The organism is Porphyromonas sp. COT-290 OH3588 (assembly GCF_000769075.1).
Taxonomy (GTDB): Bacteria; Bacteroidota; Bacteroidia; order Bacteroidales; family Porphyromonadaceae; genus Porphyromonas.
In genome coordinates, this window is the sequence record NZ_JRFC01000020.1 from 18162 (window position 1) to 32370 (window position 14209).

Below are 14209 nucleotides of genomic sequence, written 5' to 3' on the forward strand. Positions count from 1 at the left end.
TATGATAGGGCGATTGGTATTGATAGTTACGATGCTATTGATTGGCTTGATAGAGCTATCGGCTCAGACCAGCCAGATTGATACGCTAAGGGGCAATGGCATCTCAACAAGCTTTGCCTCCGAACAGGCACAGTGGGCAAGTGAGCCCACTAGCTCTACGAAAACCTATACTTGGGTAGATAGCTTAGAGCACATCAGCACCTCGAGTAGCCAAGTACAACCTATCTCAATAGAGCGTAGTCTATGGCGACCTAACCCCAAGAAAGCGATGCTCTGGGCGATCCTGCCCGGAGGCGGACAGATATACAACCGCAAATACTGGAAAGTGCCCATCGTTTGGGGCGCTATGATGACGTGCTTCTATGCGATCGACTGGAATCAACGCCACTACGATGAGTATCATGCTGCCTACCGAGATCTTCGAAGTGCCGACCCAAGCAAGAACACTGCTTGGCTAGACTTCGCACCCCGTGGCACTAAACCTGAGGACTACAAACGTATGGAGCATCTAGCCTCCACACTCAAGCGAGGTAATGATTACTTTAGACGCTACCGAGATCTAAGTATCGTGGCTGGCATTGTCGTATATGGCCTATCCGTACTAGATGCGTATGTAGACGCCGAACTCTATGCTTTCGACATCTCGCCCGACCTTTCCCTGCGGGTTAGCCCAACCTTTCTCCCCCCTATACGGCATCAACCCTCCTACCAAATGGGGGTTATGTGTAGCCTAACATTCTAGCAACAACACAATGAAACAACTACTCCGTCATCTATCACTCAGCATAAGCATAGCCCTATTAGTCCCGCCGTCCTTATCCTTGGGCACAGAGCTTGACACGCTCGCCCATAAGCAGGCTCAGCATACATCAAAGCAGGAGAGTACAGTTAAGAAGCTACCCAATGACAAGTTTCATCTCTCGGCATCGCTCGATCTTGAGCTAGAGAAGCTACTGCAAGGTTGGTACGAAGGCTATAGCCGCCGAGGGAGCAACTGGGGAGATGATGCTCACCACTTCGCCACCCCCAATGTACACGACAGTGTATACATCAAGCTTCTAGACCAGATGCCCTCTGCTATCAGAATGAGCTACAATCCGCTCGTTCGAGAGAGCATAGAGCTGTACCTCTACCGTCGTCGCCCTCTGCTCAGCACAATGCTTAGCCTTGCAGATCTCTACTTCCCCGAGATCGAGATGGCACTCGATCGCAACCAACTCCCTCTAGAGCTCAAGTACCTTACCATTGTAGAGAGTGCTCTCAACCCATCTGCCGTTTCTCCTATGGGAGCAGCAGGTCTATGGCAGCTGATGCTCCCGACAGGTAAAATATATGGGCTCAAGATTAACAGCCTCGTTGATGAGCGCCTAGACCCAACCAAAAGCACAGAGGCAGCCTGCCGCTTGCTCAAGGAGCTACACAATATGTATGGGGACTGGTTCCTCGTTATGGCGGCCTACAACTGTGGACCGGGCAACGTGAACCGAGCGATCAGGAAAGCTGGCGGAGGCAGACAGAGCTTCTGGGATATCTACGAATATCTTCCCCGTGAAACTCGCAGATATGTTCCTCTATTTATCGGAGCCTACTTTGCGATGTACTACCATAAGGAGCATAACATTCAACCGAGAGTACACGGCACTCCCCTAGCTACAGACTACTACATCGTACGAGAGTCTACATCCATAGACAGACTCTCGGAGCTCTCTGGCATATCCCGGGAGCAGATCAAGACCTACAATCCTCAGTTTAGACGTGGCATTATCCCGGGCAATACGGAGCCTTACCCAGTGCGTCTACCGATAGCAGGGATTATGAAACTGGAGGAACTAACGGACTCAATCAAAGCCCCCGAACTGAGCATTGCGCTAGAAGGGCCAGACAAGTCTACAGTTGCCCTCAAGGGACAAGCAATAGCCCAGAAAACTAATGTAGGCAAAACCCACAAAGTACGACGAGGCGAAACGCTTAGTACCATTGCTCGCAAGCACAAGGTCAGCGTTAAGCAGCTACAGAAGTGGAATAAGCTTAGTAGTACACGCCTACAAATAGGACAGAAGCTACGTGTATCGGCTAGCTAGAGGGGCTAAATCAACGACTAATTGACTGACAAGATCAAGTGAATAATAGAAGTCTTCACATCATCTATCTGATCGGCGTACTAGGTATTCTATCCGGATTTGCTGGCTGCGCCAATAGAGGTGCACCCGAGGGGGGACCTTTTGATGTAACTCCACCGAGGCTCGTAAGAGCTTTTCCCGAACAAGGCGCCAGAAACGTTTCGGAGAAACGCATCGTTCTTCGCTTCGATGAGTTTATCAAACTGGTCAATCAACAAGATAAACTCATCATCTCTCCTCCGCAAAAAACAACTGCACGCATCTCGGCATCGGGCAAAGTCGTGGACATACACCTAGAAGATACGCTTAAACCCAACACGACTTACAGCTTCTACTTCGACGATGCACTTGTAGACAACAACGAAGACAACCCTCTTGAGGACTTCTCCTACAGCTTCTCTACTGGCGAAACTCTCGACAGTATGCAGCTTCTAGGTACAGTACTTGATGCCCAAACCCTCGAGCCCGTACAGGATCTAATGCTTGGAGCCTACTTTGCCTCAATGCAGAGTGACACGCTGCTAAGTAGCACGCCTATACCTTTCATCTCCAAGACCAACCGCATGGGTCAGTTTGTCATTCGTGGGCTTAAAGACTCTAGCTATTTGGTCTTTGGCCTCAAAGATGACGACAATGACTTGCGCTACAGCCAACCTACAGAGGGCTTAGCTTTCGATGGTGTAGCTCATAAGACTTGGCTACTGGATAGCATACGTACAGATACTATACGTATAGACTCCATAGTACGTCGAGATACACTGCATCGAGATTCGCTAGTTACCTATCCCTACACCTATTATTATCCACGTGATTTGCTCCTACGTTATTTTGTTTCGGACGTCAAGCGCATGGGGATAGAGCGATACGATCGACTAGACTCGATGGTCTGCCGTGTGGAGTTCGCCTCAATACCAGACAGTGTCCCCACAATGTACCTATTGGACTCCCCCCAACGTAACCCTCAGAGTGTCTACATCGCCTCAATAGAGGGCAAGGGGATCAATTATTGGCTTAGAGATAGCCTGCTGATGCAAGCCGACTCACTACGCTTCGGCATCACCTACGCCAAGACCGATAGCCTGATGCAGACAGCCACCCAAACGGATACTCTGACTTTCTACAAGCCCAAAGCCAAAACTTCGTCTAACCAAAAGAAAGACAAAAAAGAGGGCTTTACGGTCAAGCTAGAGGCTAGCAAGGGTATTAAATCACAGACACCGAGAGATAGTCTATTCATCGTGCTGTCTAGACCGGTCGACTCAATCTCTAGCTCAGCCATATCAGTCAATAAAATGGTAGACACCGTAGCCACGCCCATATTATTTGAAGTGCGCCAAGACACCAAAGACAAACTCCGATATCACCTAGATATCGCATGGAGCTACGGAGAGAAATACAAAATCGACATAGACTCTCTCGGCGTGCAGAGCATCTATTCAGATTCATGCGAACAAGTATCTCTACAACACGAGATACTACAAGAAAAGGAGTTTGGGCGAATACAATTGTCTCTACAAGGCTTAGATGTAGCAGATAGCCTTATCGTGGCTGAGTTACTCGACAAATCGGGGACAGTACTTGGGTACTCCCGAGCAAGTGCCCAAATCGACAGTATGGTACAGCAAGCCAAAAGTATAGAAGTAGACAGCATGCTTACGAAACTTCTTGCTGCTCAATCTGAAGGTAAAGCGTCTTCAATGCCACGCACCGCTACAGAAAAGGAGGGCATATCCGTGACCGATAGTACACTTAGCCCTGCAAACTCCACAGACAGCTTGGCTCTGCCGAAGGATTCTGTAGCGAAGCAAAAGACAATAGAGCCACATAGTATCACTTTTGTGGACCTCAAGCCTGCCGACTACTACCTACGTATCTATATCGACAGCAACGCAGACGGGCACTGGACAACAGGGAAATATCCCGATCAACAGCCCGAAATGGTCTATTACTACCCCAAAGCTCTAGCCGTTAAGAAGGGATTCACAACCTCAGAAGTCTGGTTCCCTCTCGATCTGCCACTAGACAAACAGAAACCCGAAGAGCTCCGCAAGACTAAGCCCGAAGAGAAAAGGAAACGAGAAAACAAAAACATAGAGTACTACAAACGCCTCCGAGATAAAAGAGGCAAGCAAGGTAGTGCCCCTATGGAGCTACCAAGTGGTCTGCCCACCTCCTTCTAGAGTATGTACACGCCTAAGGAAATCGAGCAGATATGCCGTTGGAGGAGCGAGTATGCGACGACTCCTCCCGATAGGTTATTGCTAGGAAGCAACGCTATTCCCTCAACTTATCGGCCAGCCGTAGCTACCCAGATCAAACTACAACAGCTCCTCGGCAACAAATTACCTAGCTTGAGCAGGTGTGGCATCTATATCCCCGAGGGAATCAATCTAGAGCAAGCCTCTGGCGAGGCTTCGGCTCTGTACAAACAAAGGTTCGTCCTACCCGAGGATAGCCTACTCGATATGACGGGAGGTTTGGGCGTTGATTTCTGGGCGATGGCACAAGTGGCCAAAGAAGCCATATATGTCGAGCAAAACGAAGCCATGTACTCAGCCAGTGCCTACAATCTACCAAGGCTACTCCCCGACCGTCAAGTCAATTTGCTGCACGGCGACTCTATGCAGATCCTAGAGGAGATTATCAACCGACACCACCCTACCATTATTTATGTAGACCCTGCACGTCGGGAAGACATCATGGGCACTAAGCGAGTCTACGCAATAGAAGACTGTACCCCCAACTTATACGAGCTGATTGAGCGACTAGAGCAGCTAAACGAGCCTGCGAGGCTTTTGGTCAAGCTCTCCCCTATGCTCGACATCAAGCATACTCTAGAGCATACACCACATATCCAGCAAGTCGAGGTGGTCGCTGTAAAAGGCGAGGTAAAGGAGCTATTGCTCTTGATCGACCTAAACCTCTCACAACTTCATAGAGATCAAATTACGATTAGGGCTACAGATCTTAATGCCATAGGGCGAGCAACATCTGTGACAAGTACATACGTAGAAGAACAAGCCTCTCCCCTACAAATATCGCCTAGCCCACTATCCTATATCTACGAACCCAACGCTGCGATAATGAAGTCTGGACTGTATCGTAGCCTAGGCAAACAGCTCAATCTTGCACAACTACACCAGCATACCCATCTCTATACATCGGACGAACTACTTGCCGACTTCCCGGGACGTAAGCTAGAGTTACTCGAGGTCATTCCATTTCGCTCTGCTGCAATCAAAGGCCTCAAAAAGCGCCTACCCATGAGCATGATTAGCTGTCGAAACTTCCCAATGAAAGCCGATGCACTACGACAGAAGCTAGGGATCAAAGACGCAGGATCAACAATGCTCATTGGCACAACCCTACAAGACGGCTCAGCTACTCTACTGCTCTGCAACATGATCCTCTAAACAAGTATCGAGAGCATAATTGCCAAGCAGTGGCAGTTATGCTCTCGATACATTAGTAGAAATTATTGATTTAGAGCTGTGCTGATTGATCTCGCTCCACTACTGCCGTCGTACCCGTTGAGATACCTGTAAAAGACGACTCCGAGATCTCATCTAGATTATCTATGAAAACTGGAGGTACTGGTAGCCCCGGCTCGGATATACTTACCAACTTAACTCTATACTCATTACCACGAACAACGCCGTATAGACCGTGGGCTTTGGGGGACTCACTATGACCAAAATGTTTGATATAAATGGTATAATAGCTGATACCTTGATGATAGAAGCGGATCCCCTCCTTATCAAAAGATTGATTGAAGGCATCTAAGCCTATTGAAGCCTTATTAACCGCCTCCTTGAGTGCATCGGTAGGATATTGCTGTGAAGTAATAAAGGACTTGAAGCTCTTCTCCGAATAATAAACACCCCTAAAAGCAACCCAGCCCTCACCATCTGTAAGTGTAACCCCTCTTGGGATATAAGGATAAGCCAATACCACGCAAGGTGCTGTCCCCCTGAGATAAGCAGTCGGTGGGATAACGCTCTCCTTAACATACAAATTACCCTCTCCTAAGCGGCTCTTATAGGCATCTGGAGTCATCGCCACCGAGGTCCACAACTCGTCCATTGCATACAGCTCTGGGGTAAAATGCCCTACACCACGAGTGTTCTGTGGCTTACTTTCTTGCCATTGTGCCCAAACAGAGGAGGCAGCATAGCGATTGGATTTGAGGCTTTGGTCACCAACAAGTTCGTCTTGGCCTGAGAGGAGCTTGCCGAGTGGTCGCAAAGGCGCAACCTCATTGAGCAGATTGGACACGACATATCGTGCAGGTGCATTCCCCTTACGGCCTCCATTTAGCTGCGGATTACCATAAACCAACACCCGAGCAAGCGAGGCCTCCAAAGTCACTCTAGTAGGTAGATGCCCCTCAGAGAAAGCCCCAGAAGGAATTGATAGTGCCCCCTGCTCGTTGAGCATGGATACCCCCTCATATACATCTCTAGCAACTCTAAACTGACTAGACTTCATCGGCCTAGCCTGCACCACAGAGTCAAGAGGCATATCTGGAGCAGTTAGCTCGATAAGCCGAGCGCTGGGATTGGCAACTACCACAAGCTTGTAGTCATCTTGCGGTAAAACCAGCTTTAGATTCTCGAGCTGGCTATCCTCCTCGATGTTTTGCTCTTTGATTACAGCTACTTGATAGCCCTTGCCGCCTTGACGATAAAACACAAAGCGAAGGCGCTTGATCATGGTCAGAGGATCCTTTTTGGCTTGTCCCTCTCCTCGAAGTACGACCTCATTGGGCCGCCCGATAGAGAGGCGGAGGGTTGCCTCCGTAGCATTGTGCTGCGAAGTTCTAGGCTCAATAGCATCTTCTCTAGACTTGCAAGCAAAAGCAAGAACTACGATGCTCATACCTGCAAGCACCATACGTTTGGTAAGTGTCGATGTCATTTTTTTCATAGAAGTAAAAGAAATAATGATGTATTTAACTCTGGTAACACCATCAATAGAGCCGACAGCCCATAGGACTAGCCCTATCAAAGGCAGAGCTAAGGTAGCGATTTATCCCAAAGAAACAAATATGGGGCTGTGACAAAATTCGCTTTTGATGCAGCGCCTTTTAGGTATTTCAGAATGCACAAAACACAAGACACTAGGAGTGAGGCTAAGGGGGGCATACTGAAGTGTGATGTGACTGAAGCCAACGCCGAAGTCCGTACAGAGCAAATGCCGCAAGTAACTTGAGCAGTTTGCGTATTACGGCAACCGCCCTCTGCGCCTCTAAGTGTGTTCTTCTCTAGTGTAGCGTAGGGTGCCATAAGGAATTATAGCCACAGGCAGAGGGTCTATAAGCCGGGTTCTGTACTACAAGCTAGGCTGTAGCGTCTGTCATTTATCTCGACTGTGCATCGCTGCACAGCTCTAGCAATCTACCCTCCGACATGGGGCGAGCAACCCTCGTAGCGTCGGTTTACATGATCTTGCAACCCATAAGGCGTACGGCACACTGTGTCGCCACAATGCCCGGTGGGCTCTTACCCCACCTTTTCACCATCACCTCCATTACAAGAGGCTGTCGTTCTCTGTTACACTACTCTACCCTCACGGATAGCTTCCCGTTAGGAAGTATGGTGCTCTGCGTTGCCCGGACGTTCCTCACCACTAGTCCATACGAACTAGGGCGCGACAGACCGACCCTCTGCCTGCTATGCTATAATTATTTCGTCATCTCTACTTTGGTTGTAGGAGCAAGGTTGGCATTGCGCTGCTCGACCTGCTCGACTACATTCTGTGCTAGTGTGCGGAAGAAAATAGCCGTCATGCTATCCTCCTGCACGGCAGAGGGAGCCCCCTCATCACCACACTCTCGGATACTCTGCACTAGTGGTATCTGGCCTAGAAGAGGGATTCCCAACTCTTCGGCTAGCTTGCGACCTCCGTCACGACCGAAGATATAGTATCTATTCTGAGGCAGCTCGGCTGGAGTAAACCAAGCCATGTTCTCGATCAGACCAAGCACGGGCACCCCTACCTTGTCGTCAAGGAACATACCTATTCCCTTAATTGCATCGGCCAAAGCTACCTGCTGTGGCGTCGTCACGACGACTGCTCCCGTAATGCCTAGCGTCTGCACTAGAGTCAGGTGTATATCACTCGTGCCGGGAGGCATATCTAGAAGTAGATAGTCCAGCTCACCCCAGTTACCCTCACTGAGTAGCTGCTTGAGTGCATTGCCAGCCATGCTACCACGCCAGAGCACAGGGCTCTCCTTATTGACAAAGAAGCCAATGGAGAGGAGTTTGACGCCATACCGCTCGATCGGCTGAATCAGCTCTCGGCCATTAACCTCCTCAAGAAGAGGGCGAGCGTCCTCACAGCCAAACATAAGTGGCACAGAAGGGCCAAAAATATCTGCGTCCAGCAGACCAACCTTATAACCTGCCTGAGCCAAAGCGACAGCAAGATTGGCCGAAACCGTACTCTTACCGACCCCTCCCTTACCAGAGAAAACCGCAATAACGTTCTTAACCTCGGGTAACAGCTTAGGCGCCTCGGCGACCTCTACCTCTGGCACCTTGACCGAGATATTGCCACGAATATCAACATCTTGCCCTACATAGGTCAAGATAGCTGTTTCTGCTGCCTTGACAACAGACTTGATGAATGGAGAATTAGGCTTATCGAAAATGAGCGAAAAGCTCACCTTGAGCCCATCTATACGGATATCATCCTCTACCATGCCAGACTCAACGAGGTTCTTGCCCGTACCGGGATATCGAACCTTGCTAAGGGCCTCAAGGATAAGATTGGGATATATTGTTGTTGCCATAATTTTATTGTACACGTCTACTGCGACTAAAACTGCGGTAGCTATCTGGCTCGATCTCAATATCGGGTTCTTGCCAGCCAGCCTCTGGGACTTGTGGCACGAACTGAATATACTTAATCGTTAGACCACGGCTCAGCCACTGACGTTCGTAGTAAGTCTTAATCTCTAGTATATCACTAACGACCTCACCAGCATAGAGGTCGTCGGTAATGGTTAGCACAGGCAAGCCATTGAGCTCAACCATAGCTTTGGTATAGGTGTAGAGAAAGGGGCTATCGGTCTTGAGGTGGATAATCCCCTCGGGTTTAAGTAGGCGGGCATAGCGGCTGACAAAGCCCGTTGAGGTCAAACGCTTAGTTACTTTCTTCATCTGAGGATCTGGGAAGGTAATCCAAATCTCATCGACCTCTCCATCAGTAAAAAAGTGCTCCAGAAGCTCTATCTCCGTGCGCAGGAAAGCGACATTAGCCATACCGGCCTCGTGGCTCTGGGTTGCCCCCGTCCACATACGAGCCCCCTTGATGTCTATACCAATGAAGTTCTTGTCGGGGAAACGCTGCCCCAAGCCTACCGTATACTCGCCCTTGCCACAGCCTAGCTCTAAGACAATAGGGTTGTCATTGCCGAAGAAATCCTCTCGCCAACGTCCCTTGAGCGGGAAAGCCTCTTGGCTGATGCGTGCCCATGGGTACTGGAAAACGTGCGGATAGCTCTCCATTTGGGCAAACTTGGCCAGCTTATTCTTCCCCATTAGTCCTCAAACAGATTGATAGATTCGCTATAAGCCATCTCTCCCTGCACGACGAAACGGATCTGATCACGATCGAACTTACCTACGCCGTCCTTCATCGCATTCTTGACCACGTAGTCGAGTAGCTCCTCCTCGTCGAACTCTACCACTGCGTCCTCATCGGCATCTTCATCACCAAGCAGGCCACGGCTCTCATAGAAATCATAGATCAGGTCTACGAAGTAAATGATATCATCGTCACTAAGCAGCTCTTTGAGCTCCTGTGGGATATAGTTGCGAATGAAGGCCACAGAGGCCATATCATCATAGCCGAGCAATTCTTCTGCCATAATATCAATTTGTTTTGAGTAATCGTATCTATTATTTCGTATAGGTAGCCGAGCACTTGCGGGTTTCATCTATGCGTACAGCGATTAGGCTAACGCCCGTACCTGCTAGTAGCTCTACCCCGACGACCTCCACCAAATGGCGAGCCATCTGCTCGGCCGTGGGGTTGAAGGGCACGACGACTAAGTCCTCATGTGCTAGCTCTCTGAGGCTTGGGAGCAGAGGATCTTGATCCCAAAGCATCATCTTATGATCCCAGTTCTCCTCTAGCCACTGACAGAGAGTGGCCTTAATCACACCGAAGTCAATCACGCGCCCTAGAGCATCGAGTTCCTCGGACGAGCAAGTGAAGTGAATGCGATAGTTATGTCCGTGCAGGTGTCGACATTTATTCTCGTGGCCAACCACACGGTGCCCCATGCTAATGTCGTGATAGCGTTCTACTGTAATCATCTTTGTGTCCTATTCAGCCCACAAAGATACGGCTTTTTGCCATAGCCTACCTCATTATGGTTGGTCAATGAGGGTAGGATAATGCCGAAAGTGGCTATTTATATTTTGGGTCAGTTTTCAGAATGTTGATGAGAAGACCAGAGCGAGGGAGGAAGAAAAACAATAGGCCTCATATTTGGCCCCTAGCAAGCCCTAGATTACATTCAGCCTTATTTCGGCACTTGAGCCCAGACAAATGAAAATACCCGCCTTAAACAAGACAAAAATAAAACACTAAAAATCAACAATATAAACAAATCTCACAGATAATTTCATGTACATCAGTGAGCATCTTGGAGTATTTCTTCCCATCAACCCTTGGGGATTGGAGGACACATCTCAAGCGATCAGCCCACCAATTCAAAAAAATCTTCCCATCAATTTTGTAGCCTCCTCTATACTTAGACCTCGATTTAGCTCTTCAACGCCACAAATCTACGCCTCACCCCTTATCATATTTTTACAACCAATTTATATAATCGCACTCAAACTCCTCGAAGAGAGCATCTGTTGCCTCAGTATGCCATAGTACTAATATCTTTTAGTAATTTAGGGGGCTAGAAGCATCTAATGGACATTTATAGATTGCCCCTAGGCTAAACTATGCTTGATATGAAAGTACAACTACCGATAGGGATTATCTCCCTAGCTGCCACTCTAGTGGCCGCACCTCTATCTGCCTTCGCTCAGCAAGGCAAGCCGTGGTTAGACCCCGAAGTCAATGGCATCAACAGATTGCCTATGCGCACAAATTTCTTCGCCTTCGACCGTGGTGAAGCCACTAGCGATGCCAGAGAGTCGCAAAACTATCTATCGCTCAATGGCATCTGGCGATTTCATTGGGTAAGGCACTTTGACCAGAGGCCACTTAACTTCTTTGAGCTTGACTATGACGATAAGGCTTGGGCTACAATGCCTGTCCCCGGTGTTTGGGAGCTCAATGGATACGGAGATCCGCTCTACTCCAATGTTCCCTACCCTTGGCACAACCAATTCAAAACTCAACCACCACTAGTCCCCGAGCACAACAACCATGTAGGCTCGTACCGACGCATCATCAGCATACCCAAGTCTTGGAGTGGCAAAAGCATCATCGCCCACTTCGGCTCTGTAACCTCCAACATGACGCTCTATGTCAATGGACGCTATGTAGGCTATAGCGAAGACAGCAAGTTGCCCGCAGAGTTTGATCTAACGCCCTACCTCAAAGTAGGAGCAGAGAACTTGATCGCCTTTCAGGTACACCGATGGTGCGACGGCACATACCTCGAGACACAGGACTTCTGGCGCCTCTCAGGAGTAGGTAGAGATTGCTTTCTCTTGGCTCGGGAGCGTCAGGGCATCGAGGATATTCGCCTGACGCCCTCATTGGACGACAACTATCAGCATGGTACTCTAGAGGTCAGCCTCAAGCGCAAAGGAGCGCAGCCAGCAGAGCTTACCCTACTCGATGCCAACGGCAAGCAGATATTAGCACAGACTCTCCCTGCTGCGCAAAGCAAACTCCTGCTCAACATCGAGAACCCCCGCAAATGGTCTGCCGAAGATCCCTATCTGTATAAACTGATTATACGCAGTGGCTCGGAGGAGATCCGCCAAAACGTAGGCTTCCGACGTGCAGAGATGAAAAACAAGCAGTTCATGATCAATGGACAACCCGTACTGATCAAGGGAGCTAACCGCCACGAGCTAGACCCCGATGGCGGTTATGTGGTATCTCGTGCACGTATGGAGCAGGACATTCGCCTGATGAAGGAGCTTAACATCAATGCGGTACGCACCTGCCATTACCCAGACGATAGCTATCTCTATGAGCTATGCGACAAGTATGGGCTCTATGTAGTAGCCGAGGCGAACCTAGAGAGCCACGGCATGGGCTACGACAAAGAATCACTCTCTCACAGCAAGCAGTGGCGCAAGGCACACCTAGAGCGCAACGTACGCCAAGTGGAGCACCTATACAATCACCCAAGCATCATCACTTGGTCTACGGGCAATGAGGCAGGCCCGGGGAAGAACTTCGGAGCAGCCTACGATGCTATCAAGGCCATTGACCCACACCGCCCTGTACAGTACGAGCGCTCTGGCACCGACTATACCGATATATATACACGTATGTATCGCCGTCCACACGAGATGATCGAGTACATCAAGAATAACCCCAAGATGCCTTTCATCTTGTGTGAGTATGCACATGCTATGGGAAACTCTATGGGAGGATTCGACGAATACTGGGATTTGATCCGCAAAGAGCCACTTCTGCAAGGAGGTTTCATTTGGGACTTCGTAGATCAGAGCCTACGCAGCCAGACCAAAGACGGGCGTAGCTTCTACGCCTACGCAGGCGACTACAACCGCTACGACTACGCCGAGGACAATAACTTCTGCAACAATGGTCTATACAGCCCAGACCGCACCCCCAACCCTCACACTGAGGAAGTACGCTACCAGTACCAAAATATCTGGACGACCCTAGTAGATGCCAAGACGGCAGAGATAGAAGTCTATAACGAAAACTTCTTCATCGACCTAGGTCGCTACGATCTGCGCTGGGAACTATCGGTAGATGGCGTACCTGTACAGACAGCGACTATTGCGCTACCTGCTATTGCCCCTCAGAGCCGTGAGCGACTACGCCTCGGCATCGAGCCTAGAGCCGTCAAAGCAGAGCAAGAGCTTACCCTACAGCTGAGCTATCGCCTGCGACAAGCAGAGGGTATGCTACCGGCGGGCAAGGAGGTGGCACATCAGCAATTCGTCCTCAAAGCTGCAGAGTATCAGCCACTCACCCTCACCCACAATAAGCTCTACAAGCCAGCCACACTAGACGAGCGAGATGTACGCTACCTCATCGTAGAGGGCGAGCGATTCCGCCTAGATATCGACAGACGTACGGGCTTTATCACACGCTACGACTTCGCTGGCCGTGAGCTACTAGCAGAGGGAGCAGACCTCAGACCCAACTTCTGGCGTGCGCCTACCGACAACGATATGGGAGCCAGCTTACAGCAGAAGTATAAGGTCTGGCGCACCCCGGAGATGAAGCTCAAGAGCCTACAAGCCAAGCAATCGGCCAGTGGGTTCGTGCGCATAGATGCGACCTACGAGATGCCTAGTGTGGGTGGTGCATTCAGCATCAGCTACGACATAGACAACGACGGACGCATCATATACAGCCAGAGCCTCAAGCCTAGTGATAGTACAGCGAGTAAGCAGGTTGCCAACCTCTTCCGCTTCGGGCTAAGAATAAAGATGCCACTGGTGTACGACCGTCTAGACTTCTACGGTCGTGGGCCAGTGGAGAACTACGCAGACCGCAAAGCCTCGCAGCACTTGGGTCGATACCAACAGACCGTAGCCGAGCAATTCTACCCCTACATACGCCCACAAGAAACGGGAGCTAAGGCCGACCTACGCTACTATCGTGTTGTGGATCGTGGGGGCTTCGGGCTAGAGTTCCGTGCCGAGTATCCACTACAAGCCTCTGCCCTAGATCGCTCATTGGAGAGCCTAGATGGCTATCCACACAAGACGCAGCAGCACTCGGAGCTTATCCCACGGGCCAACTTCACCGATGTACAGGTAGATCGCTACCAGATGGGGCTAGGCTGCTACGACAGCTGGGGCGCATTGCCTCAGAGCAAGTATCTGCTACCCTACCAAGCCTACGATATGCGTGTGCTCATCAGCCCTATTGATCTGTATTAACCATTAATTATCTCC

General features: G+C 49.8%; 10 protein-coding genes and 1 other RNA gene. 5 read left to right on the forward strand and 6 right to left on the reverse strand.

Annotated features, from left to right (window positions below):
• The first annotated feature begins 1 nt into the window (after position 1).
• From HQ48_RS05320 to HQ48_RS05335, 4 genes are read left to right on the forward strand one after another with little or no spacing between them, the layout of a single operon-like run.
• Positions 2-742, forward strand: coding sequence for a DUF5683 domain-containing protein (locus HQ48_RS05320; protein WP_160225927.1), 741 nt, complete (start codon positions 2-4; stop codon positions 740-742).
• 10 nt (positions 743-752) lie between these two features.
• Positions 753-2081, forward strand: a complete 1329-nt coding sequence (locus HQ48_RS05325; RefSeq protein WP_044232156.1) for a lytic transglycosylase domain-containing protein — start codon at positions 753-755, stop codon at positions 2079-2081.
• A gap of 38 nt (positions 2082-2119) precedes the next feature.
• Positions 2120-4300, forward strand: a complete 2181-nt coding sequence (locus tag HQ48_RS05330; protein WP_044232158.1) for an Ig-like domain-containing protein — start codon at positions 2120-2122, stop codon at positions 4298-4300.
• 3 nt (positions 4301-4303) lie between these two features.
• Positions 4304-5533 (forward strand): hypothetical protein, encoded by a 1230-nt coding sequence (locus tag HQ48_RS05335; protein WP_044232161.1) that lies wholly within the window; start codon positions 4304-4306, stop codon positions 5531-5533.
• Between the two features lie 70 nt (positions 5534-5603).
• Here HQ48_RS05335 and HQ48_RS05340 read toward each other — a convergent pair whose 3' ends face one another.
• The 6 genes from HQ48_RS05340 to HQ48_RS05360 all read right to left on the reverse strand — a co-directional run bounded on the left by HQ48_RS05340 (position 5604) and on the right by HQ48_RS05360 (position 10447).
• Positions 5604-7037 carry a fimbria major subunit gene (locus HQ48_RS05340; protein WP_160225930.1) on the reverse strand — a complete coding sequence of 478 codons (1434 nt, stop codon included), beginning with the start codon at positions 7035-7037 and terminating at the stop codon, positions 5604-5606.
• Between the two features lie 382 nt (positions 7038-7419).
• Positions 7420-7789, reverse strand: an RNA gene (rnpB, locus tag HQ48_RS09030) — RNase P RNA component class A.
• A gap of 14 nt (positions 7790-7803) precedes the next feature.
• Positions 7804-8916: an Mrp/NBP35 family ATP-binding protein gene (locus HQ48_RS05345; RefSeq protein ID WP_044232164.1), complete on the reverse strand. Its 1113-nt coding sequence runs from the start codon at positions 8914-8916 to the stop codon at positions 7804-7806.
• A gap of 4 nt (positions 8917-8920) precedes the next feature.
• Entirely contained in the window at positions 8921-9667 is a 747-nt protein-coding gene (gene trmB / locus HQ48_RS05350; protein ID WP_044190455.1) for a tRNA (guanosine(46)-N7)-methyltransferase TrmB, read from the reverse strand.
• Positions 9667-9996: a hypothetical protein gene (locus tag HQ48_RS05355; RefSeq protein ID WP_044190454.1), complete on the reverse strand. Its 330-nt coding sequence runs from the start codon at positions 9994-9996 to the stop codon at positions 9667-9669. The genes trmB and HQ48_RS05355 overlap by 1 nt, the downstream gene beginning before the upstream one ends.
• A gap of 31 nt (positions 9997-10027) precedes the next feature.
• A complete protein-coding gene (locus tag HQ48_RS05360; protein ID WP_044190452.1) occupies positions 10028-10447 on the reverse strand; it encodes a 6-carboxytetrahydropterin synthase in 420 nt (139 codons plus the stop codon).
• A gap of 651 nt (positions 10448-11098) precedes the next feature.
• Here HQ48_RS05360 and HQ48_RS05365 point away from each other — a divergent pair.
• Positions 11099-14194: a glycoside hydrolase family 2 TIM barrel-domain containing protein gene (locus tag HQ48_RS05365; protein ID WP_044232167.1), complete on the forward strand. Its 3096-nt coding sequence runs from the start codon at positions 11099-11101 to the stop codon at positions 14192-14194.
• The last annotated feature ends 15 nt before the right edge of the window (positions 14195-14209 follow it).